Genomic DNA, 24946 nt, shown 5'->3' with positions numbered 1-24946 from the left:
ACTTTATTACCTGTATAAGCGTAACTAAGGCTTTCGCCATAAAAGCTTGGCGAAAAGCCAAGTTTTCTAAGCATGTTCTGCCACGAGGATTCCATCGAATGCAGACGATCGAAAGCGGGGAGGAATGGATGATGGCTTGTTGGCTGTATGAATAAAATTGTTTGAATTTCCATTTTACTGACTTCTATGAGATAATACATATTAGGAAAGGACTTTTCTAACTGGTTTGTGAAATCTAATGAAAGGAAGCTGAAATCGATGGGGAAAGTAACAAAAGCAGTGGGTGTAGCCGGAGCAATTGCTGGAGCCGCTTTTTTGTCAAAAAACGAGAATCGTCAGAAAGTAAAGAGACAGCTAGCGAAAATAATGGGAAAGGAAAATTCGTCCTATCTCAAAAATTCAGGCAAGCCTTCAGACATAGAGGATGCCAACATGGTGGACGAAGGCGCCATGACAAGTGTGCAGTATTATAACCGGCTTCAAGAGGAAAAAACGGAGGCAAACTAACATTATTTTTGAACCGCCGGCGACCAATACAATGGTTTGCTCGTGGTCTTTTTTCTTTTTACTCGCTTTTAATCACCTGGTCGTCATCTAGGTCTTTTTCTTTTTTCCATGGGAAATATCGTTTATCCGCAAGAAATATCGATATAGCCACGTAGTCTGCATATATTTTAACTAGAACGTCGGTTCAGCTTATCAAGTTCACGGTCATGTTCCCCAATTTTACGGTCAAAATAGACAAGGTCTTCTTTGGTTGCCATTTTGTCTTTAACGGTGTTCAGGTCGATTCGTATCGTCTGTAAATCAGACCCGAGTGCGTCTATCTTTGCCTCTGTTTCTTCTTGCCCGTCGCGAAGGGCTCTTGTGATTTCGTGTAATTCCGAGATGGATTTACGCATGCCTGTTTGAGAAGACTGTAATTCCGAGATGGATTTATGCATGTCGGTATTTGATTCTTGCAACTCTGTAACTGCTGTTAGGATTTTTTCAATGTTCTGCTCCATTGAATTCATATTGAACCTTCCCTCTATGTTAGAATTTATATTACTTCCTGTTATTATATCATTTTTTTATCGACACGTGAGAATTTTTCGTATAGCGAAAATTAGTTTTTAACATAATAAAACACCGTTCATTTTAGGACTTTTCTTTTATTTTAGCGCGATCAATGATACGCTAAAAAACGATTGGAGCGTATATATGAAGAATATAAAGATTGTTACAGACTCAACAACAGATTTATCTGAAGATATATTGGATAAACATTCCATTCATGTCGTGCCATTATCCATACACATTAATGGAAAAACATTTGTAGACCAAGTGGATATTACACCAGAGGAATTTATGACAGAGATGGCTAAAACAGAAGAGCTCCCGAAAACGTCTCAGCCGGCTATTGGAGAATTGGTTGCAAAATATGAAGAGCTGGGAAAAGATGGTGGCCACATTTTGTCGATTCACCTCGCTTCCGGCTTGAGCGGCACTTATGAAACAGCTCGTATGGCAGCAGAAGAGGCGAATGCAGAGGTGACTGTGGCTGATTCCACGTACATCTCGTCAGCACTGGGCTTCCAAGTGGTAGAAGCTGCTAAAATGGCTGCGGAAGGGGCTTCAATGGAGAACATATTAGATCGGTTAAAAATCATCAAGCAAAATTCACGATTATACGTCGTTGTTGAAACATTTGATAACCTTGTGAAAGGCGGGCGTATCGGCAAAGGAAAGGCATTTCTGGGTTCACTTCTTAACTTAAAGCCAATAGCGGCATTAGAGGAAGGTGTCTATACGCCTGTGGCAAAAGTCCGAACACAATCGCAAATGATCCAGACACTCATGAAATATTTTAAAAAGGATGCAGAGGATAGAAAAATTAAAGGCGTTAGCATTTCCCACGCCAATGCCTCCGAGCTTGCCCATAAACTAAAAGACGCGGTCACCAAAGATAGCCATTTTAAAGACATCATGATTCAAACGACAACCCCCATCATCAGCACCCACACCGGCGAAGGAGCAATCGGATTCTCCTATTATACCGACTCCGTTTAAAAGAGGCACTCTTTTTTGCCTTGAAAGTGGCACCTTGAATACATTCAAAGCCTATCCGACTGAGTTTTGTATGATCATAAAAATGTATTACTTTTGCCCCTGTGCGTAGTATAATGGACGAAAAGCAGGAATAATTTAAAAAAGACCGCCGGTGCTCCAACACCAACGGTCCCAACAGAACTTGTACTCACGTAAAGTGCAGTTCACCAAGTAAGGTGACTACCCTCAAGCTTGCAGTGCCCGGGGGTGTCACTTTTTTTCATTGTCCTCTTTTTTGGAAATGAAATAGACGAGCGTCGAAATTGCAGTGCACAGCATAAGCGCCTTCATACCCTGTCATAAGCATTCACCTAAGGTCAGGGAAGAAGAGTTACCGGCTTGGCTGACGGCAGAGCAACAATTCATCCATTTTGATCGCTTTTCGACAGACGTATAGAGGAATAGGTTGAATAAATCTTCTTATATAACATTTTTACTTCAATTAGTAAAATGAAGTCATGGTGTGAAGCGCCCATCACTGAAGTGACGGGCTTCTTGTGGAAGTAAATGCTTTTGATAGCCACTTATATTGACCAAGCTCTAAGGGGTGAACCCTGTACTCGTGGGCTGATTCATAGTGTATAATGGATGTAAGAATCGTTAACAAAGAAATGCCGAGGGAATAAATAATGAAACATTTGCACGTTGCGATTCCAACTCCTTTTTCCCAATAGGAAAATCTTCAGGTGCACGAATTCAAACCAATGGTCGACCACTTAATTGGCAACGGGATTGACTCCATGCTTGTGTCTGGTACCACGGGAGAACAGCATTCAATGACCATTGATGAACGTTTGCAGATGATTGACTATTTTAACGAGCAAAACTTTCAAGAGGTTGAACTCATTTTTGGTGTTTCGGCAACAAGAACATCCGATGCCGTAAGACTGGTCAAAGCGCTTGAAAACTCAGTGTTTGATGTGATTTTAATTGGCTTTCCGCCTTATATTAGACCAACGCAAGAACAGGCTGTTTCTTATATAGAAGCGTTGCTTACCCATAGAAATGAAAGACATGTGTGAAAAGCTGCTTATGCATAATAATGAAGTAGATCTTCTTAAACTAAACACACTCATTCAAGAAGGAACCATCGAAAAAATGATACCCAATATAAAAAAACATTACAATCAATTGGGCATTAAAGCAGGCATTTGCTGTGCGCCGATCTCGTCTTGATTTTAAAAGGCGGTAAAAGCCACTTAGAACGTAAAATAAAATAAGAAAGGGTAATAAAGTGTCAGAAATAAAAGATGAAATCATTTTAAGAGGGCTTAAAGAAAATAATTTAAAAAATGTAGATTTAAACATTCCAAAAGAAAAAATCAACGTATTTACTGGCCTTTCAGGTTCAGGAAAGAGCTCAGTTGTTTTTGATATATTAGCAACAGAGAGCAGAAGACAAATGACTTTGAACCATCCTCACTATGTTAGATATCAAATGCCAAGATACGAAAGACCACATGCCGATCTTATGCAAAACTTAAGCCCGGTTGTAGTAGTAGAGCAAAGACCTATAAGGGGCAATTCTCGTTCCACAGTTGGTACCTATATGGATATAAGTCCATTGATTAGACTTTTGTTCTCCCGAATAGGAGATTCTTCAATAGGTTCTGCCACCGATTTTTCGAGCCAAAGTTCCTTTGGTAAATGTCTAGAATGTGGTGGATATGGGGAGGTAATTGCGCCAGACCTAAATAAGATGATTGATTTCGATCAGTCACTTCGAGATTATGCAGTGAAATTTAAGCCATTGTCGCCTTCAAATTGGCAAGGGAGATGGATGATGACTTGTGGATTATTCGATCCAGATATACCTTTAAAAGACTACTCTGAAGCAAACCTTCACCTACTATTATATGGCCCCCGAGAAGGTGAAAAAGTTTATGCGCCGTTTCATACAAAACATGGTCCTCAACAGCATGAGTGGGATGGGTTATTGCCTAGGTTTACGCGCCTTTATATCAAAAGAGATCTCTCAAAGATAAAACAAGTATCCCAAGATGACGTCTTAGCAGTATCGACACATTCATTATGCCAAACCTGCCAAGGATCAGGCCTACATCCAAAGGTATTAGAAAGTAGAATAAATGGTTTAAATATCGTAGAATACGATCAATTAGAACTTACAGACATACTAAAGGAACTAACGAAGATAAACGATCCTTTGGGAGAATCTATCGCACTACAAGCAATCCCACTTATAAAACAACTAGTGGAAATGGGATTAGGATATTTGAGCCTATCAAGAAAAATGGGCACTCTGTCTGCTGGCGAAGCTCAAAGGGTGAAAATCGCTAGTCATTTAGGGAGCAGTCTAAATAATATCACATTCATTTTCGACGAACCAAGTGCAGGACTCCATCCAGAAGAAGTGGATATGTTAATACAGATGCTAAAAAGTCTAAAAGATCAACATAATACCGTAATCGTAATCGAACACGATCTATCCGTAATAAAAGTTGCGGATGAAATCATAGAGATGGGACCAGGAGCTGGTGTAAATGGAGGAGATGTTGTCTATCAAGGAAAATTAGAAAGACTAAAAAACACTCCGACCGCAACAACCCTAAACCACAAACCAAAAATAAACAAAAATCCAAGGGATATAAAAAGTTATTTTACAATAAAAAGAGCAAGTAACAATAACTTAAAAAATATAAGCGTAAATATTCCTGAAAATGTCTTTGCCTCTATATGTGGAGTCTCTGGTTCAGGTAAAAGTTCCCTCATGTTGGAAGCATTCACAGAACGTTATCCAGAAACTATAATGGTAGGGCAAGGCAGTATAGGAATCTCTAGCCGTTCGACATTAGCTACATATATGGGAATAATGGATGATATTCGCTCCATATTTTCGAAAGAAACAGGACAACGGGCAGGTTTGTTCAGTTTTAACTCCTTAGGAGCATGTCCTGTCTGCAAAGGAAAGGGAGTCGTAACGCCGGACGTAGCATTTGCAGATCCAGTAACAATCCCATGTGAATCATGTGGCGGTACAAAATATTCAGAAGAAGCACTTTCATATCGATATCAGGATAAAAATATCGTAGAGATTTTAGATTTAACGATAGATGAGGCTATTGTCTATTTTAAAAGGCCAAAGATCATAAAAAGAGTGAATACGCTTAAAGACGTAGGATTAGGATATCTAACCTTAGGACAGACGACAAGTTCTTTAAGCGGAGGAGAGGTTCAACGTCTAAAACTTGCAAGCCATTTGCGAAAAGAAGGACAAATCTACCTATTAGACGAGCCATCCTTAGGACTACATATAAAAGATAATGGACAACTCTTAGATGTATTTCAAAAACTTGTAAACAGAGGTAATTCTGTTATTATAATCGAACACAATCTAGACTTTATAGCGGCGAGCGACTGGGTCATAGAATTAGGTCCGGGAGGAGGAAAAAAAGGCGGACAAATTATATTTGAAGGCACATCAGAAGAGATGCTACATGCAGAAACATTGACAGCGAAATGGTTAAAGGCTAGCGGTACAGAATATTTTACTTAAAAAAATCTCTCGGATACTCTCTAGAACAATATCTAATTGACATGAGGAACAACTCGAAACGCAGATTGAACAATAAAAAAGGTTGTGTAAATCTGATCATGAAAGGACAGGGCTCAAGAAACCGCCCTGTCCTAACTATTGTGCTTATATGCGGCTGTGGTAAGGCTATCGAATTGAAAATAACAAACCTGGATTAACCAAAAGACAGACCCATAAAATGAAAGTTCTTGTCGACTAAACTCTCCCCAATTGGAAGATAATGAATAAAAAACTTCTAATTGGGGTTTTATCCGGGTCTAACCGATGCTGTGCCAAAGCGAATAGTGGACACGCGTTCGATCATCGACGCAAACGACGAACCTAGATTGCAATCCTAAACATGCACGGCATCGGCATGGAAAGAGGGCGACGAGGAGGGAATATGTCGAAGGGGAGCAACATTGGCATAAAAAGAGAGCAACGCTGTGCTGGGAAGCCGAAGCAGGCACGGGAACGTACCAGGCTTCTATTCATTTGGTTCCTTTGCCACTGTTTTTCCGAGGTTCAATCTTTGCTGTCTCGAAATCTCCTCGATGCCTTTCTTTGTTCTGTTTGCTTCTTGGATCAAATACAATTCGTCGTTCGATATACCAAAATTTTTGAAGGTTCAACGACGACGTCCATGGCTAGGTCAGCCCCAGCGCTTCGCGCGTCTCCTGCGCCGAACGTTTATCCGTCGAAAACGCTGCGAGATCAGCCATAAAATTCCTTTTAGAACACGTGCTTCAAACGTTTATATAATATCGAGCAAAAATCCCGGGTGATTTTTTAAACGGTTCTATGATGACAAAAAAGAAAGCAGCTAACGGAACAAGCCTAGAATCAGATTGTACAAGAAGAAGTTTTATGTTTCAGACATTGTACTTGATGAGTTAAACGTTGCACCGGAACCTGCGCTAACCGTGAATAGGGATTAGCGATTTCCTTCAGGCACCGATCATTTGACAAAATAATATTCTCAAACGAAAGTAACCATATGTATGATAAAATAAGAGTAGCTGAATACTCATGTGCGGGCAATTTTGGCACATCCCTGAAATGAAAGGGGTGTTGCCATGTCAGTATTTGAAGCACTACAATTAGCGATTGCTTTCGGTATGTTTACGTTAGCCTTGCTAACCCTAGTGTGGCTAATGCTGGCAAATAAAAAATAGCCCCTCATGAGTCTTGGCCGACGTGTGAGGGGCTAACCCTTAACTAAAGCCAAATGCCCAAACAGGGATTCAGCTTACCGTCTAGCGTTCGTAACTAGGCGGTATTTTCATTATATGTTGCAGTTGACTACATCATACTACAAGTTCACATCATATTCAATCGTTACCGTACGTTCTCAAGAAATGTTAATCATCTAGAATGGGTATCACACACCCAGCGGATTGATGCTTTCCCAAGCGTTTCCGACTTGGAATAACAACTTCTCCGTTCGGTGGTTCCCGATGATTTGCATGCCTGCCGGAAGCACTTCGGATGATAGCCCAATAGGCACGGACAGTGATGGCAATCCCGTAAGGTTCGTGGGTGTCGTAAACGGCATACAACGTTCGATGATCTCCAAGTTTTGTTCGATCCATGTTGGCTGAAACGCCGGGGATATGATCGGGATCGTGGGTGCTGCAATAACATCGACATCCTCAAAGACCTTTTTAAATGCCATCGCTAATCGTCGACGAATTTGTTGGGCCCTCACATAATGGTTGGTATTCGTCAATAACCCGGATGTGAAAAAAATACGGACATCGGCGTTAAAATCTTCGGGGTTCGTTTTTAGCATCTCATAAAAAGTGTTGGCAGCTTCGCCGGTGACGGTGAGATACGCGGCATAGGCGGCCATCTCCAGTTCGGGGAGGTTGATGTCTATTATCATTGCTCCCATTTTTTCCATTTGCCGGAGCGCGTTTTTAAATAAGTGCGCCACCTCGGGATCTAACCTTTTGAAAAAGGTTCCGGGAACGGCGATTTTAACTCCTTGTATGCCTTTCGTTATATTTTCGCTGTAATCCGGGATTGGGGCGTTTATGCTTGCAGGGTCTTGCGGATCAGGTCCAGCCATATGTTGGAGCATCAAGGCGAGGTCCGATACGGAACGCGCCATCGGCCCGATATGGTCCATGGACGGCGCCAGAGGAATAACTCCTTGGGAACTTACCAATCCGTAAGTTGGCTTTAACCCATAAATTCCAGCCATGGCCGCGGGCTCCCGTATAGACCCGTACGTGTCTGTCCCTGTTGCAAGCGTCGTTAATCCAGCGGATACAGCAGCCGAACTCCCACCACTTGAACCGCCCGGGCTGTGATTGATATTCCAGGGATTGCGGGCATGACCATAAAATTGGTTCGTATTTGTTAACCCCCCTCCAAATTCATGCATGTTCAATTTCCCGACCATAACCCCGCCGGCGGCCAAAAGCTTATCAACTGCTGTCGCGTTTTCATCAGGCACAAAATCACGCAATAATTTTGACCCTGCCGTCGTTGGAATCCCCTTCGTGTACATATTGTCCTTGATCGCAATTGGAATCCCATGCAGTGGCCCACGATACAGCCCTTGCATGATTTGTTTTTCCGCATGTTTCGCCTGTTCACGTGCCACTTCGGGAAGCCATGTAATATAGGCATTGACGAACGGATCTTCTTGCTCCACTCGTTTAATAATCGCTTCCGTTAATTCCACCGGTGATAATTGCTTCGCCTTGATGAGGGGCGCAAGTTCGCTCGCTGTCTTCCTATGTAAATCAGTCAAACAATATCACCTCCGTATCCCTCAACGGGAATGTTAAGAGCATATGAAAAGCGGAAGTTGTCCTATGAAAAGAACCAAAAGAAATGTTGTTCCCTGACATCAGTTGTCACTTTAAGGAATATGATAAGAAACCTGATGAACCTTTAAAGGAAAAATTATGATATTATAGTATTATAAATAAAATAGGTAAAAAGGATAGATGTAAAGAGATTGAAAGTTTGGACCTCGATGGTAATGAGCAAGAGATCCTGGAAAACGCTCAAGGTAAATGGGCGATGATTATGAAATGGTGCTATATGAATATGAACTCCAACTGGAAAGCTATGAGAATTTGAATTAAAGAAGATCTAAAATAGGAATATATAATATCCTCAAACGAGTAACCATATGTATGATACAGGCAATTTTGGCATTTTGAAGCACTGCAAAGGATAAAAATATTGATATAAAAGAAAGAAATTAATCAATAATAGTCTAATCTTAATAATTTTTTTATTTTTATTCTATGTTTAAGTCGTTAATACTCGGGAATTGTATTAATAGATCAGTACTATTAAACTATAAATTTACACTAAAAAGCTGCTTTGTAATAAGCAGCGATAGTTACTTGATCTGGAATCACTAATAAGGGGGGAATAATAGAATGGGTAAATTAGAAGGAAAAGTCGCTATCATCACCGGTGGTTCCCGTGGACAAGGTGCCGCTCATGTTCGCAAGTTTGTAGAGGAAGGTGCCAAAGTCATTTTCACAGATATCCTTGAGGAAGAAGGGGAAGCACTGGCAAAAGAACTTGGTGAAAATGCAAAATTTGTAAAACATGATGTTGCAAACGCAAAAGATTGGGATCGTGTGGTTAACGAAACAGAAGCAACTTTTGGACCAGCGAATGTACTCGTCAATAATGCCGCGCTTGGGACACGGAAGAATATTGAAGATACCTCAGAAGAAGAGTATCGGAAAACGATTGACATTAATCAAACAGGAACATTTCTAGGCATGAAAGCCGTAGCTCCTTCCATGAAGAAGGTTGAAAATGGGTCAATTGTTAATATATCATCCGTTGAGGCGTTCCAGGTTGCCGCTGATGCACCTATCGCCTATAGTGCCTCCAAATTTGCGGTTCGCGGGATGACGAAAAGTGCCGCACTGGAGTTTGCTGGACATGGCATTCGCGTAAACTCCGTTCATCCTGGTTTTATGCAAACGAAAATGCTCGAAAATGCAGATCCGGAGGATGTAAATAAACTGGCAGAAACCATCCCGATGAAAAGAATGGCAGATCCGAAAGAGGCATCCCAGCTTGTTGCGTTTTTGGCATCTGACGAATCCAGTTATTCAACAGGCACTGAATTTCTTGTTGATGGTGGCCTGAATGCATCTCTTTAAAAAAACGATACGACCGGGCGTGAGAGTAGTATCATTGCGCCGGTCTTTTTTGTGGTCTAAGGATGGTTTATAAGGAATGTAAAGGATATGGATACACCATCAAAACGTGAAAAACATGCGGAAATCACGCTTTTACCTGTAGAGAGGGTGACATATCACTTGATCATGTAGATCGACCAAAGAATTTCTGAGATAGACCACTAGTACAAGGTGGCTTAATTACCCGATCATGGGGAAGACGTTCGTCGTCAACAACTGCTTCTGGCTCCCTAATTCGGACAATTGACCGCATCATGGTGACCGAAATAGCGATCGGCTTTCGTGTTCGGTCTCCATGACCGTTTCTTGAAGACTGGGAGCCCAGCTTCGCAGGAAAGAATTCAGTCGTTGCCGATAGCCTTTGGTTGAAGCCGTTCGATAACTAACCCCGGCTACCGGAAGTCCTAATCCGGACTTCCGGTAGCCGGGGTGATCACTTTTTCAGCCTTTCTGTACTAGTGCAGAAAGGCTGAAATAAAATGTCACCTGCAAAGGCCACCGGAACACGGGCTCGATTCGGCCGTTTTCAGATCGTATGGGAACGTCTCGTTATAATTTTTGTGATCGCTCCGTTTTTACATCGCAAAAGGCTGTCTTACGTTATAATTTCGGCGATCGCTCCGTTTTTACATCGTATCAAGCCATATGTATTTCGTTCTGGTTTTGGCGATCACACCATTATAGACCGCATGGTCAGCTTTTCACAGATTTCGAACGATAACCACTTAGATCTTTTTTCGAAGTCCGTAAATAGGTGTTTCTAAAAAAGATGTTCTGAAACAGGCCACTAGTGAGAAGCAGCTAAAAGATGAAGTTACACCTGTGTAGAACAAGCCTTTGTACCCTCACTACGCATCCATTTTAGTGATGCCTGGGTGACCGCATAATTCGACCACTTTGCACTAGGTTTTTAAAGATAAGAATGCGGAATGTTTACTTTTGGCTGTTGGGCATAGTATAATATCTACTAAGAAAGAATAAACTGAAAAAGACCGTTGGTGGTGCTACACCAACGGCCCAACAGAACTTGTACTCACTTAAAGTGCAGTTCACCAAAGCAAGGTGACTACCCCTCTAAGCTTGTCCTGCTCGGGGGAGTCATTTTTTTCATTGTCGTTGTTTTTATTTGCAATGAAATAGACGAGCGTCGAAATTGCTGTGCAAAGCATCAGCGCTTCATACACTGTCATAAGCATTCACCTCCTCTCACCCATAAGAGAATGGGAAGAAAGGGCGGTGGGTGAACTGTACTTCCAGCACATGCAAAACTTATCCGACTTAGCTTTTTCACGATAAGAATGTTTACTTTTGACTATTGTGCGTAGTATAATATCACTAAGAGAAGAATAAACTAACAAAGACCGTTGGTGGTGTTACACCAACGGCCCAACAGAACTTGTACTTACTTAAAGTGCAGTTCACCAGCAAAGGTGACTACCCTCTAAGCTTGTGGGGCTCGGGGTTGTCACTTTTTTTCATTGTCTTTTTTTGCAATGAAGTAGACAAGCGTCGAAATTGCTGTGCAAAGCATCAGCGCTTCATACACTGTCATAAGCGATCACCTCCTCTCACCCATAAGAAGATGGGAAGAAAGGAAGGTGAACTGCACCCCGAGCACAAGTCTGTTGTCATTATAGTATAACATTAATCCTTAATAATTAGGTTATAAATTCTATAAAATACTAATATTATCACACCCATCATAAAATTGAGGATTTTCGTGATCACATAGAAGCACGAAAAATACAGTGATTGAAAAAGCACCATGCCAAGTAACTACATAACACCATATGGTACAATGAAAAAACCCTTAGGGAGGTTTACGAATGAGTATTCAAAAAAAGGATTTGCATACACTGGTCGACCGCTCCGATGGTTCTTATCAAGAGCATTGGCACCATATCAAGAATAGGGAACCCGATAATGAATCATTGACTGATGAGGAAAAAGAACAGCTGCAAGGTGAAAGAGATTACACGCCTTTGGGACGTGTGAAAAATGAGCTCGGATTATAAATAAAGCTATCCTGCTAAAGATGATGCCAGGATAGCTTTTGTCGTGTCTTTTCCCAAGGCTTTCTCTCACACTAAAACGCAGCAGTCCAGCCTCCGTCAGCTGGGATAACCGCCCCGTTCAGAAAGCTGGAATCATCCGAGGCCAAAAACAAGGCTACATTTGCAATTTCCTCTGATGTACCCGTTCGAGGCATGACCGATTGGGGTATTTTCGTACGTTCCATACCGAATTGGCTTACCCCTGTCATAGACGCGCTAATATTTGTTTCGACGCCGCCCGGTGCAATCGCATTGCAGCGAATCCCTTTGTCGGCGTACATATACCCTGTATTTTTTGTCAGCCCTACAACAGCATGTTTGGATGCCGTATAAATGGCACCTGAATGCGCCCCGTTTAACCCGCCGGATGAAGCTGTATTGATAATTACGCCCTTTCCCTTTTCCAGAAAAATAGGCATTGCCTTGCGAGTCGCACGCATTACTGCTTTTGTATTGACATCAAAAATGAGATCCCATTTATCATCATCAATATCGTCAACCGGTTCAAATCCATCCATAATCCCCGCATTGTTCACCAAAATATCCAATGTACCGAATTCCCTCACTGCCGTATCGATCATATTGTCGATATCCGCTGATTCTGCAACGTTAGCTTTGACCGCTTTTGCTTGTCCACCAGATGAAACGATCCCTTGAACAACTTCATCGGCACCTTCCTGATTAAGGTCGGCAACAACAACTTTAGCACCTTCATTCGCATACAAAGTCGCAATCGCCTTTCCCATACCAGACGCTGCCCCGGTAACAACAGCAACCTTTCCGTCCAGTTTCATACCGATCGTCTCCGTTTTACAGTTTTTCTACCACACCTATAGTATACAATAGTTCCCCAAATCGTCGAAAACTTATCAACGATATAACAAGATTTAATCCCATAAATGGCGGGAAAGCCGGGAGCTCATGAAAAGATGTTTACTTTTAGTATCTGTACATAGTATAATGATTGCAAAGAAAGAATAAACTAAAAAAGACCGCTGGTGAGCCAACACCAACGGTCCCAACAGAACTGGTACTCACTTAAAGTGCAGTTCACCTAAGCAAAGGTGACTACCCCTCTAAGCTTGTCCTGCTCGGGGGTGTCACTTTTTTTCATTGTCGTCTTTTTTTGCAATGAAATAGACGAGCGTTGAAATAGCTGTGCAAAGCATCAGCGCTTCATACACTGTCATAAGCGATCACCTCCTCTCACCCATATGATATGGGAAAAAGGAAGGTGAACTGCACCCCGAGCACAAGTCTGTTGTGAGTGTAGTATACCATTAATCTCTAGTAGTTTGGATATAAATTCTATGAAATGTTAGCACTTAACCAAAAAATCCCCCCTTTTTTCTTCGAAAGCGTCTATATTCCTATTGAGAAGAAAAAATAGGGGGCTATTTTATGCATCCAATTCCAAGCAATGCCGATCTCTGCTCATACAAATCGCTGTCGCCATTCACGAATTTAGACGAACTTAACCTGGCAATTCGCAAGCACTTATACGCCCATTCACACGAATTAACGGAAAACGCCGTCGCTGTTTTCAAATTGATTGCTCGTCATGCGGTGAAGACGGTCGGTGTGGCTTTTTTAAAATATGAAGTCATGGCCGCGCAAGTCGGCGTTTCGTCCTCAACGGTCAAGCGGATCATTCGTGTACTTAAAGAGCGGAAGATGATCGACGTTTATCGCACGGTGAGACAACGCGGTAAGGTGCGCGGCGGGTACGGCCATAACGTGTTTGTCATCGTTGATCCATCGGCTGATCCGTCGGAAATGAACCATCGATCAAACCCGGAAAATACTGATGCATCAAACGTTCAGCCTACGCAAAAGGAAAACGAAGCTTTGTCTTTTGAAGCAAGCTCTCTTTCAGAGAAAAAAGAACCCATTCGTAATACACGTAAAGCCGGCGCGAATGAAAAATTAGACGCTTCTTTCGTCCCGACTCATGTACCGCACCTTTTCGTCACAGCGGCTAAACCGTTTTATGATGCTGAAGACATTTATAAGCTTTGGAGTCGCGCAGTATGCGCATATAAGTATATCCACACCGATGCCGATCTCACGGAAGAAGCCATTGTACATGCTATTGTGCAGGCGTTTAAAGGCGCGATGTTTATGAAAAAAACCGGTCGCTTGCGCGGTTCATTAGCGGGCTACTTTTACGGCGCGTGCAAACGGATTTTTGAACGGATCTATCAAGAGGAACTCGACGAATTATGGCAGCAGCGAATGCACAACATCAGGGAAGAAGATTTATCGGCTTGGCTGACGGCAAAGTGAAGAATGTTTACTTTTAGCAACTGTACATACTATAATGATTGCAAAGAAGGAATAATCAAAAAAACCGTTGATCCTCCTAAACGAACGGTTCCAACAGAACTTGCACTCACTTAAAGTGCAGTTCACCAGCGAAGGTGACTACCCTCTAAGCTTGTGGGGCTCGGGGGTCGTCACTTTTTTTCATTGTTTTCTTTTTTAGCAATGAAATAGACAAGCGTTGAAATCGCTGTGCAAAGCATTAGCGCTTCATACACTGTCATTGGCGGTCACCTCCTCTTACCCATAAGAAGATGGGGAAGAAAGGAAGGTGAACTAGCACCCCGAGCACATTCTGTTGTGATTGTAGTATACCATTGTTTTCTAGTAACTTGGAGATAACATTCTATTATTTAATATTGATTCCTCTATATTGCCTCCACTTCCTTGCAAATACTCCCTCGGTGTTGAGAATTCCGGTAAGAAGAAAAAACAAAAAGAATTATTGTTCCCTGACAGAAGTTGTCACCTTGGCAGCTATAATTACAGTTGAGTGTTTATGGCATGAACGAGAGAGGTTCCTTATGAAGTATTTATTTTTCTGTTTGCTGCGGCAATCACAGGTTGTAACACTGAAGTCGAAGGTCACTACTACAAATGAGCATTCGAAAAAAGGATTGTATACACTTGGTCGACCGTTTAGATGAAAAGAGCGCTTATAACTTTTTGAAATTCTTAACCGATGGTTCTTATCAAGAGCATTGGAACAATATTAAGAATAGAGAACCGGATGATGAAGCATTGAGCGATGAGGAAAAAGAACAACTGTAAGATGAAGAGATTACATTCCTTAGGAGGATGCAAAAGATGAGCTCGAGTTATAGCTTACAAATATCGCGAAAGGCTCAGAATAATAGAACTAGAGATACAAATACAATGATCCCTTTGGTATAAAATGCCTTGAAAAGCATAGGATTAAAGGGTAAATTATAGGTAGAAGAAAACAGTGAAATATGTAGTTAAGGTGGTATGTATGAAAAAGACACCCTGGTATCTGTCTTCTTGGCTCATTGGACTTATGTCTAGCCTATGGTTCTTTGTTATTCCAGGCACGATTGCAATCATTCAAATCGTTTTTAAGACATTATTGGACGCAGACAATAACAAAGTTATAAAACAAAAAGATCTAGGTACAAATGAGTCTAATTATGATAAAAATACCCTACTTAGCTGGGAACTAGAGCTCCGGGAAAGAGAAACCGCCCTCGAACACGAAAAACAAAAACTTGTTGAACTCAATGAAGAACATGAAAAACGATTCACAGATCTACAAAGGTGGGAACAAGAGCTTCAAGATAGCGAGAGCAACCTCGACGTAGAGCAATCAAAGCCGGATGGCAATACTCAAGAAGTAACATACCCCACGGAATCACAACGTAAACACCTTCAATTATTAAATTGGAAACAAGAGCTGGAAAGAAAAGAAGAGGAAATTCAAAAGGGTCAGCAGAATCTATACGAAAAAAATCAAGAAATCGTGAATCGCACAAATAAGCTAAATGAAGAAAAAGAACGGTTAGCGAACTGGGAAGACATGCTTAAAGACCGAAAGGAAATGATTGAAAAGGAAGAAAACCAACAAAAAAGTCAGGGATTTGTACATATGAATCATGAAAGCCATTCTATAGAGAGTTCTGTAGAGGAAGATAAGAATTCTGGCAGATTTCAAGTGGTTCAAGATGAGGTATGGCACCAAGGGAGTGATATTCCTCCAGAAGAAAAAGAGCGTCCACCTATGTTGGATTTTGATGAAGATAGGATTAAGTCTTTATCGGCACAAGCCGAGGAATTATCCTCCGATTATGCTGCAAAAACAGAAAATGAAATAGATGAAACAAACGAGCAAGGTTCCGCAAAACCCAGTAACAGCATTTCTCATTTTGTAGCTGAATTAACAGACGCTGAACGAACCTTGTTATCAAAAATTGCTATTAAAAATGGCGAGGCTTTGGTACCACTTGAAGAAGCAACAGAACATGCAGAAAATCATGGATTAATGTTCGGTGTATTTATTTCGGAGCTAAATGATAAGAGTGTGACCCATTTTGGAGAGCCGATCTTGGAAATAGACGGTCAAGAGGTTCTGCTCGATGAAGATTATCAAGACCTGCTTAAGATGTTGGAGGAGGAAACGGTATGAAAATCAAAAAGAGAGAAACATCCGCCATTATCGAAGCTTTAAATGGGGGCCTCGTTCCCCGAAGAGGTATCCAACATATAATGGTGGGTAGGACAAAAGAGGCGAAGCAGGTTATGACAGAGTTGGAACAAGTAAAGGAAGGTTCGTCCATCGTAAAATTTTTTATTGGTGACTTTGGTTCGGGGAAAAGCTTTATTCAAGCGCTAACAAAACAATACGCTCATACGTTAAATTTTGTGGTCACAACCGCCGATTTTGCACCCGGGAAACGGCTTTATGGAAATGATGGCCAGTCCCAGGCGCTTTACACGGAACTTATGAAAAATTTAGCAACGCCCACGTCTCCTGAAGGCGGGGCGTTATCGGTTGTTATTGATATGTGGATCACAAGTGTTCAACAATATGTTCAAGATGAAAAAGGCTACAGTGGTATTGATCCGGCGAATATGAACTTTTCCCGAGAGGTAGAGAACGAAATTACTAAACGAATATCTTCCATGGATGAACTTCCCGGGGCCTATGATTTTTCCCGTGTCTTGTCAAAGTATTATCAAGGGTTCGTTACAGGAGACAGTGATTTGCAGAGAAAGGCGCTACGTTGGATGCGTGGAGAATATGGAACAAAAATGGAAGCAAATAGAGAGATCGGTGTTCGAGATATCATCAATGATCAAAACTATTATAGCTATTTAAAAGTCTTAACCTCTTTTATGAGAGAAGTAGGATATGCTGGTTTGGTTGTCAACTTTGATGAGGCGATTAACCTTTATAAAATCAATCATAGTCAGGCACGCGAAAAAAACTATGAAACAATTCTTTCCATGTTCAATGATTGCTTGCAGGGAACATTCGAAGGGTTATATCTGACGTTTGCGGGGACCCAAGAATTTCTGCAAGACGAACGAAAAGGCCTATACAGTTATGGAGCACTAAAACGGAGATTAATCACGAATCCATATGAAACAGCGGAATATCGGGATCTATCACAACCAGTCATTACTCTGGCGCCACTCAAACATGAAGAAATATTTGTGCTGTTACAAACCATCACGACGATTCATGCCAAATTCCATAATTATGAAGAAAAGGTGAGCGATGAGGACATTAAGGTATTCATCCAAAATATCTATTCGATGCCGGGTGCTGAAGAATATACGAAAGTAGGTCATGTCGCCCGGCAATTTATAAGTGGACTAAATATCCTGGAGCAAAATCCTGAAGCTCCCGTGAGCGCTGTCTTTGATCAGGAATCGCTGGAAAATAATGAAAGCAAAGATGCATTAATGAGTCGCTTTTCCTCAACTTAAAGGAGATGATGGTGCTGACTACATTTGATTTACTCGCTCCATTTGTAAAAAAGAAAATTTGGGAGCAGCAATGGAAGCATTTTACCCCTGTGCAAGAAAAAGCCATCCCGGCGATTTTAAATACTGATAAAGACGTTATTATTTCATCAGCTACTGCTTCGGGAAAAACGGAAGCCGCTTTTTTGCCGATCTTATCGAAGGTTGTGAATACAGCTCCGGATAAACTTAAAATACTGTATATTTCTCCCTTAAAAGCATTGATCAATGATCAATTTGAACGAATTACCGACATCTGCGAAAGTTCCTACATCCCCATTCATCGCTGGCACGGGGATGTATCGGGTTATAAAAAGAAAGCGATGTTAAAGCAAACGGCGGGCATTTTGCAAATCACTCCTGAATCCATGGAAAGTCTGTTTATTAATCGCACGAATGAACTTGCAAATCTATTTCACGACGTTGAATTTGTCATTATCGATGAAATTCATGCTTTTATTAATGAAGCGCGCGGCGTTCATTTGCGATCATTGTTGTCACGGATGGAAGCTTATACAACCCAGAGGCCACGCATCATCGGTTTATCGGCGACCATTGATAATTTTGACTTGGTCAAACAATGGACACGTCCAGGTGACCCAGACCAAGTGGAGGTGATAAAATCCGAAGCGGAGGAAAAGAAATTACTGTATCATTTGTTGCATGTCCAACAAGATGGCCCCAAAAAACCAATAGAGTTACTGCAGGATATGCGAGAATTGACGAGAAACCAAAAGGCTTTAATTTTTTGCAATAACAGGGGGAGCGTCGAAGAAATTACATATTTTCTCAACAGGCTTGCGAAAAGAGAAAACCACCCAGAAAGTTATTTTGCTCATCACTCTTCCATTGATAAAAGTGAACGTGAATTTGTGGAAAAAAGTGTTGCTGCAACAAAGATGCCCAAGAGCATTGTTGCCACAAGCTCATTGGAGTTGGGTATTGATATCGGATCGATTGATCTCGTTATTCAGCTTGATAACACCTTCTCGGTTTCTTCATTAAAACAACGGTTGGGACGATCCGGTAGAAAAGCCGATAGCCATCAAATGCTGCAACTCTATACAACCGACGAAGATAGTTTATTGCAGTCCTTGGCTGTGATGGAACTTAATCTGGAAGGATGGATTGAGCCTGCAGAAGGGTATGCGCTCCCTTATGATATCCTTTTCCAGCAAATTATCTCAATTTGTGCCGAAACGAACGGCATCACCGAAGAAAACTTAATCACGGCCATTAAAAGAAATCAAATCTTTTTTTCGTTTAACAGGGAACAGGTCCAAACACTTTTGGAAAAAATGATTGAAGATGACATCCTAGAGCAGATACGAGGCACTCATGAATTAATCGTTGGTCTCGAAGGCGAGCGTATCCTTCGCGGTAGAGATTTTTATGGTGTGTTTATTTCTCCACAAGAATTTGAAGTAATACATGGTTCCCAAAATATTGGCACACTGGATCAATCGCAGAATTTAATTCAAGGCGATAATTTTATCCTGGCGGGAAAACTATGGACCATTACGGAAATCAATGAGGATACCAATAAAATCCATGTGACACCCGCGGTAGACGGAAACCCTCCCCGATACATCAGTGGTGGAGGCAAAATGCATCCTAAGATCGGAGAGAAGATATCCACCATATTATATGGGAACGAAACCTTTGCATATGTAGATCGAAATGCCCAAGCTATGCTAGATGATCAAAGGCATAAGTATCACGAAGCGAAGCTTACTGAGTATCAGCGGCCATTATGGATTCAGAATAATGGGTGGGTACTGGAGACATTTTCAGGCACAAAGATTACTCGGACATTAGCATGGATGTTGAAAACCATCGGCGCTGGGGTTACAAGGGTTGGAGACTACAATATAGAGGGGTCGTCAACGACAGACATTGCAGACAAATGGCAAGAATTGAAGGAAGTTGAGTGGCAAGCATATGACTTGTTTGCTGTAACGAACTATCGGGAAATTTTCATGTCAAAATATAGTCGATATCTGCCGGAGTCTTCATATCACCATATGCATGAAGCCCATGAAGTTGACCTGGCAGGGGCGTTAGATTTTCTACGAAATACGGAAATCAAAGTCATTCATCAAACAATCGGAGAGGAGGAACCCAGCCAATGAATAGCTTCCGGAGTTTTCTGTATAAGTTCGCGCGTATTCTTGGGGATGTTAACGCAGTAAAGAAAGGGAAAGTTGGCAAGCGTGTAGGCCGACGTGTGGCCGGTCGGGCGACAGGAAAGACCATGCGGAAATTATTCAAGTAGTTTGCTGCCACCCCTTGAAGGGGTGCTTTTTAATAGATCAAAGCAACAGAATTTCCGTTCCCTGACAGTACTTGTCACCTTAATGCTTACAATAATATAAGAAGATCGTTTTACTATTTTCTTTCGTCAATTTACAATAGAGATAAAGTATAGGATTTTTAGGACAGGAGGTTGTTCGGTGCCTGAATTAAACATGTATCGCACCGTTCTAAATACTCGGCCACTTTTGTTTGAAGAAACGAGAATTGTAGCCCAAGAAATGTTAGCGGAGAAAACGAAAGAAGAGACGTTAGAGGAAATCATTGATGAGAATTTATTTCAGCAGCGATCGGAGAAAAGAATCATCTCATTCTACCATGAAATATGGAAACGCCTAGAGAATGCCGACGCTTATTACTTAACTACGATAGCAAATGGAGACCGTAATCAAGCTAAAATCGTGTTGTTCATCTTAATCCTTAAGCAAGATCGTCTCTTTTTTGAGTTTATGAATGAGGTCTGGCTGGATAAGTTTCAGCGTGGTGACTTTCAGCTAACAGCATTTGACATTCGTAGTTTTTTTGCACAAAAAACGGAACAAAGTGAACAAGTCGCGCGTTGGACAGAGCCCACCCTTAAACGTTTACAAACAGCGTATACTTCCATCCTCTATCAAGTCGGGTTTACTATTAAGAAAGGACTTCCGACTGAATTGGTGGCACCACTTCTTACACCTCAGCTGGATGAATTTGTGAAAATGCATGAAAACAATCACATTGCAACCATTGTACGAGGGGGGATTGCTCCATGACCCTTCTGATTAATGAACGTTTTGATGAATTAACAGAAGCACTTCAACATCCTAACTTCGGAAGACCATCTGGAAAGGGTAATGAAATTGGTTTCCATATTTTTGATTATGACCCGAAAGATGAATGGCTCGTCCGTGATCATGTGCAGTGGATAAAGGATCGTTTTTCGCTTCCTATTAAGGAATTTGATCTATGGGAAGTGACAATCGATATCCTTAAAAGCAAAGGGTTTCTCGAAAAAACATTCGAAATCGAAAAGCGCGATGGAAGTGAACGAGTGTATGCTGCGATTAAAAGCACGTTGCGACTAGCCACAAAGGAAGATTTAATCCGTAAGTATGTGAGTGATCGCATTCAACCAGAAGATATTGTTTTCATCACTGGGATAGGGCGAGTGTATCCATTGGTGCGTGCGCATACAGTTTTGAATAACTTGCAAGGCGCTTTAGAGCAAAATACACTCGTGATGTTTTATCCAGGTACCTACAATGGCGGGACATTACAATTGTTTAATACATTGTTGGACGATAACTATTACCGGGCGTTTCAAATTGTAGAACGATAGAAAGGGGCATCAAAATGGATATTCATACCATTGAATCTTTATTTCACAAGAACATTAATCGTGATATTCAAGGGGTCATTAAAGTCGATGATGCCGAAGAAAGTGTCTTTCAAGAACTTGATGAGTACGTCGTTACAGAGGAATTAACTCAGCACTTTTATGATTTTTTTCAAGCCTACAGTAAAAGTATGAACCGGCAAACGGACAAAATGGGCGTATGGATATCAGGTTTTTTTGGATCCGGTAAATCACACTTCCTTAAAATCCTGTCGTATTTACTCGACAGCGATCGATCGATTGATGGAATGAAGCCCGTAGATTTTTTTACGGAAAAGGTGGATCACCCGGAACTATTATCTTGGATGAAACAGGCGAGTGACATTCCTAATGACATCGTGCTTTTTAATGTTGATTCTAAAAGTGATGCAGAAGGAAAGCAAAGCCGTGAAGCGATCGTAAAGGTTTTTAACAAAGTGTTTAATGAAATGCGAGGGTTTTCAGGCGCGAACCCCTGGCTTGCTAATTTGGAAGAAACGTTGGAGAAAAATGATCAATATGAAAGGTTTAAAGACACGTTTCACAAACAATACGGAGGCGCTTGGGAAGATCATCGAGATGATATCTATTATATCGAGGATTACGTCGTCTCCACTCTTGAACAAGTAACGGAGATGAGTGAGGATGCTGCCCGAAATTGGATTCGTCAAGGACCTGATACGTATTCCATTAGCATTGAATCATTTGCCAAGCGTGTCAATGATTATGTAAAAACGCGTGAAGAAGGTTACCGCTTGATCTTTCTAGCAGATGAAATGGGCCAATACATAAGCGCAAATACGAATCTCATGCTTAATTTGCAAACCGTCGTTGAGGATCTGGGCAAATTAACGCGTGGGAAAGTCTGGGTGATCGTTACTAGCCAACAAGATATTGATTCCATCAAGAAAAACTTGCAGAGCAATGACTTTTCAAAGATTCAAGGTCGATTTGACACGCGTTTAAGTTTATCAAGCGCAAACGTTGATGAAGTCATTCAGAAACGAATTTTGGCAAAGACAGAGGGGGCAGCTGAAGGGCTACGTCAACGTTTTTATCAAAATGAAGCTCACTTGAAAAATATTTTTGAGTTCAGTGATCAAACGGCAGAGATGCGCAGTTTCGAATCTGCGGATGATTATGCTGCTGTGTATCCGTTTGTCCCCTATCAATTTAACCTCCTGCAACGGGTGTTTACAGCTGTTCGTGAACACGGAGCGAGCGGGAAGCATTTGGCAGAGGGTGAGCGATCGTTACTCAGCGCGTTTAAAGAGGCGGCGATTCAATATGAATATGAAGATTTGAATACACTCGTCCCATTTAGTGCTTTTTATGCAACGATTGATTCATTCCTGGAAAACACGGTTCGCAGTGTCATTATCCAAGCGGAGCAGGATGCCAAGCGTGAGAATCATCCGATTCAGGAACAAGACGTGGAAGTCTTGAAACTGCTTTTTCTGATTCGTTACGTTAAGCAGGTGCCATCGACATTGGATAATATTACGACTTTAATGATTGATCGTGTAGATGCTGAACGTTTAGATTTGAAAAAATCAATACAAGGCTCTCTCAATCGTCTACTTTCGCAGTATCTCATTCAAAGTAGTGGCGAAGAATATCTTTTCCTTACGAACGAAGAACAAGATGTAAATAATGAAATTAATCGCATGGACGTAGCAACATCCGAAGTCGTGATGAAAATTGGCGAGCGAATCTTTACAGACATCTTTCCGGATCGAAAATACCGCTACAGCCCCAATTATGATTTTGCATTTGATACATGGATGGATGAACGGAGCCAGGGCTCTTTAAATGCAGAAATTGGCATTACCATTTTAACGCCATACTATGAAGGTGAATTGACACCTGAAGCGGTACGCTTTATGTCGACACAAAAGAATACCGTGATTGTGCAGTTACCAGAGGACATCTCTTATTTTGAAGAGATGGAAGATATTTTAAAAATCCAGCGCTATCTGCGCAATCAAGCAGGACAGCAACAAGACCCACGCTTTGATGAAATTCGCGCCCGTAAAAACCGCGAAATGAATGAAAAAAATGAGCGCATAGGCATTTTTTTGGAAGAAGCGATTGCCGAATCGACGATTGTCGTTCATGGCGCTGAACAGGAAATGAAGACAAAGCGAGCAGCGGAAAAACTGCGGGAAGGGTTAAAAACCCTTATTCAAACCCATTACAGCAAATTAGGTTATGTCGTGCATATCCATACGGTAGATGACCTCAAAGAGATTCAGCAGGACACCCAACTTCGTCTTGAAGGCGGGGGCGAAGATCCGAATGTTCAGGCGACAGAAGAGATCCTCCGCTACCTGGACCGCTTTCAACAGATGCAACAGGTAACCCTTCGTGAAATCATTGATCGCTATAACAAAGCACCGTTTGGCTGGAAAGAACCGGATATCCTTGCAAGTTTACTACGCTTATTACGTGATCAGGAATTAAAGCTGTTGTTAAACCAAGAGCTACTCCACATCGATGATGAGCAACTAATCAAAAATGTGACGACTCGAAATATGCAAGACCGCGTTCTAGCCGCGCGCAGAAAACGGATTAACCACCGCTTGATTAAAGGAACACAAGAAGTCCTCGAGGATCTATTTGGCGTTCGTTCCTTCCCCTCAGATGAAGATGGCTTGATGAAAGAAGCGCAAAGGCGTTTTGAAAATGAATTAAAAGAAGTTCAGGATTTACTTAAGTACTATCATAAAAAACACTACCCGCAAAAAGCTGTCCTGGAAGCCGGTGAGCGTTTGTTTACGGCTGTCATTCAGATTCGCCAAGCCGAAGACTTTTATTCATTTGTTGACGAGAATGAAGACGAATTCCTGGACTATGCCGAGGAAGTGGGCAGGATTAAAGATTTCTTTAAAAATCAAGTTGAGATCTATGACTCTGCTCGTGATGCGATTCAAGTCTTTGAAAATAGCAGAGCGTATATCACCGATGATTCTGTCAAAGAAATTGTCGATCAAATGCAAAACGTCACTGCACAAGAGAAGCCATATAATCAAATTCAGGAGCTTCCACAGCTTCGCGAACAATTTAATGAGCAGATCACTGATTTGTTGGAACACGAAAGCGCCCCTGTTTGGGAAAAAGTGAATTCGGATTGGGGAGCTGTCAAAGATGTACTCGATGAGTCCCCAGATGCGAAAGAAAAACTATATCGCCATTGGGAAAGTCTGTTTGAAAATATCAAAACACGCTTGGAACGCTCCAATGAATTTGCGACGATCATTTCACTAAATGAAGAAAGTCAGCGCAGCAAATTAAGCGCCCTGCAAGAGATTGACCGGTTCAATAATGAGCTCATTCAAAAAGAAACAGAAAGAAGAAAACAAGTAGAAAAAACAACAGAAAGCCCTGCTGCTGACATTCCGCAACCAGAACAAGCAGCACCTAAAGTAAAAGCTGTTCCACAGCAAAAAACGATAACGCTTGCGAAAAAAGACTTGATGAAACAGCACGGCATGGTCACGATTAAAAATCAAGACGATATCAACGAATTTCTTGAAGAAATACGTAAAGAGCTAGAGAAACAGCTCGATGAAGAGACGATCATTCGATTAATGTAAGTACAAAAGAGAGG

General features: G+C 41.5%; 20 protein-coding genes. 16 read left to right on the top strand and 4 right to left on the bottom strand.

The genetic code is table 11. The annotated features are described in order from the left end of the window. The first annotated feature begins 258 nt into the window (after positions 1-258). Positions 259-507 (top strand): YbyB family protein, encoded by a 249-nt coding sequence (locus DT065_RS05975; protein WP_114371665.1) that lies wholly within the window; start codon positions 259-261, stop codon positions 505-507. A 167-nt stretch (positions 508-674) separates the two neighbouring features. On the opposite strand, the gene DT065_RS05970 is transcribed toward DT065_RS05975, so the two are convergent. Further along, positions 675-1016, bottom strand: coding sequence for a hypothetical protein (locus tag DT065_RS05970; RefSeq protein WP_114371664.1), 342 nt, complete (start codon positions 1014-1016; stop codon positions 675-677). Between the two features lie 187 nt (positions 1017-1203). On the opposite strand from DT065_RS05970, the gene fakB reads away from it, so the two are divergent. The 4 genes from fakB to DT065_RS19820 all read left to right on the top strand — a co-directional run bounded on the left by fakB (position 1204) and on the right by DT065_RS19820 (position 6798). Then, positions 1204-2052: a fatty acid kinase binding subunit FakB gene (fakB, locus tag DT065_RS05965; protein WP_114371663.1), complete on the top strand. Its 849-nt coding sequence runs from the start codon at positions 1204-1206 to the stop codon at positions 2050-2052. A gap of 725 nt (positions 2053-2777) precedes the next feature. Continuing rightward, on the top strand, positions 2778-3113 hold the full coding sequence (locus tag DT065_RS05960) for a dihydrodipicolinate synthase family protein (protein ID WP_335743580.1): 336 nt from the start codon (positions 2778-2780) through the stop codon (positions 3111-3113). 212 nt (positions 3114-3325) lie between these two features. After that, a complete protein-coding gene (locus DT065_RS05955) occupies positions 3326-5605 on the top strand; it encodes an ATP-binding cassette domain-containing protein (RefSeq protein ID WP_114371662.1) in 2280 nt (759 codons plus the stop codon). Positions 5606-6699: 1094 nt separating this feature from the next. Beyond that, entirely contained in the window at positions 6700-6798 is a 99-nt protein-coding gene (locus tag DT065_RS19820) for a putative holin-like toxin (protein WP_114371660.1), read from the top strand. A gap of 206 nt (positions 6799-7004) precedes the next feature. On the opposite strand, the gene DT065_RS05940 is transcribed toward DT065_RS19820, so the two are convergent. After that, a complete protein-coding gene (locus tag DT065_RS05940) occupies positions 7005-8384 on the bottom strand; it encodes an amidase (protein ID WP_114371659.1) in 1380 nt (459 codons plus the stop codon). Positions 8385-9027: 643 nt separating this feature from the next. Between DT065_RS05940 and DT065_RS05935 the strand changes: the two genes are divergently transcribed. Next, entirely contained in the window at positions 9028-9771 is a 744-nt protein-coding gene (locus tag DT065_RS05935; protein ID WP_114371658.1) for a glucose 1-dehydrogenase, read from the top strand. Positions 9772-10859: 1088 nt separating this feature from the next. Here DT065_RS05935 and DT065_RS18795 read toward each other — a convergent pair. Then, the gene (locus tag DT065_RS18795; protein WP_160112425.1) at positions 10860-11000 is read right to left on the bottom strand and encodes a hypothetical protein; all 141 of its coding nucleotides are present in this window, start codon (positions 10998-11000) and stop codon (positions 10860-10862) included. Between the two features lie 636 nt (positions 11001-11636). Here DT065_RS18795 and DT065_RS05930 point away from each other — a divergent pair. Continuing rightward, on the top strand, positions 11637-11825 hold the full coding sequence (locus DT065_RS05930) for a hypothetical protein (RefSeq protein WP_114371657.1): 189 nt from the start codon (positions 11637-11639) through the stop codon (positions 11823-11825). Positions 11826-11896: 71 nt separating this feature from the next. On the opposite strand, the gene DT065_RS05925 is transcribed toward DT065_RS05930, so the two are convergent. After that, positions 11897-12658 (bottom strand): SDR family oxidoreductase, encoded by a 762-nt coding sequence (locus DT065_RS05925; protein WP_114371656.1) that lies wholly within the window; start codon positions 12656-12658, stop codon positions 11897-11899. 607 nt (positions 12659-13265) lie between these two features. Between DT065_RS05925 and DT065_RS05920 the strand changes: the two genes are divergently transcribed. The 9 genes from DT065_RS05920 to brxC all read left to right on the top strand — a co-directional run bounded on the left by DT065_RS05920 (position 13266) and on the right by brxC (position 24932). Further along, positions 13266-14150 carry a helix-turn-helix domain-containing protein gene (locus DT065_RS05920; protein ID WP_114371654.1) on the top strand — a complete coding sequence of 295 codons (885 nt, stop codon included), beginning with the start codon at positions 13266-13268 and terminating at the stop codon, positions 14148-14150. Between the two features lie 663 nt (positions 14151-14813). Beyond that, entirely contained in the window at positions 14814-14957 is a 144-nt protein-coding gene (locus DT065_RS18790; protein WP_160112424.1) for a hypothetical protein, read from the top strand. A 202-nt stretch (positions 14958-15159) separates the two neighbouring features. Continuing rightward, positions 15160-16326: a tellurite resistance TerB C-terminal domain-containing protein gene (locus DT065_RS05915; protein ID WP_114371653.1), complete on the top strand. Its 1167-nt coding sequence runs from the start codon at positions 15160-15162 to the stop codon at positions 16324-16326. Then, positions 16323-17633 carry an ATP-binding protein gene (locus DT065_RS05910; RefSeq protein ID WP_114371652.1) on the top strand — a complete coding sequence of 437 codons (1311 nt, stop codon included), beginning with the start codon at positions 16323-16325 and terminating at the stop codon, positions 17631-17633. Before DT065_RS05915 ends, DT065_RS05910 begins: the two co-directional genes overlap by 4 nt. A gap of 11 nt (positions 17634-17644) precedes the next feature. Further along, positions 17645-19801: a DEAD/DEAH box helicase gene (locus DT065_RS05905; RefSeq protein WP_114371650.1), complete on the top strand. Its 2157-nt coding sequence runs from the start codon at positions 17645-17647 to the stop codon at positions 19799-19801. Next, the gene (locus DT065_RS19130) at positions 19798-19944 is read left to right on the top strand and encodes a hypothetical protein (protein ID WP_193550808.1); all 147 of its coding nucleotides are present in this window, start codon (positions 19798-19800) and stop codon (positions 19942-19944) included. The genes DT065_RS05905 and DT065_RS19130 overlap by 4 nt, the downstream gene beginning before the upstream one ends. A gap of 178 nt (positions 19945-20122) precedes the next feature. Beyond that, on the top strand, positions 20123-20734 hold the full coding sequence (locus DT065_RS05900; protein ID WP_114371649.1) for a DUF1819 family protein: 612 nt from the start codon (positions 20123-20125) through the stop codon (positions 20732-20734). Then, on the top strand, positions 20731-21300 hold the full coding sequence (locus DT065_RS05895; RefSeq protein WP_114371648.1) for a DUF1788 domain-containing protein: 570 nt from the start codon (positions 20731-20733) through the stop codon (positions 21298-21300). Before DT065_RS05900 ends, DT065_RS05895 begins: the two co-directional genes overlap by 4 nt. A gap of 14 nt (positions 21301-21314) precedes the next feature. Beyond that, positions 21315-24932: a BREX system P-loop protein BrxC gene (brxC, locus tag DT065_RS05890; RefSeq protein WP_114371647.1), complete on the top strand. Its 3618-nt coding sequence runs from the start codon at positions 21315-21317 to the stop codon at positions 24930-24932. Positions 24933-24946: the final 14 nt, after the last annotated feature.

The sequence above is a fragment of the Salicibibacter kimchii genome, assembly GCF_003336365.1.
Lineage (GTDB): Bacteria > Bacillota > Bacilli > Bacillales > Marinococcaceae > Salicibibacter > Salicibibacter kimchii.
This window is presented reverse-complemented; position numbering and strand designations above follow the sequence as displayed.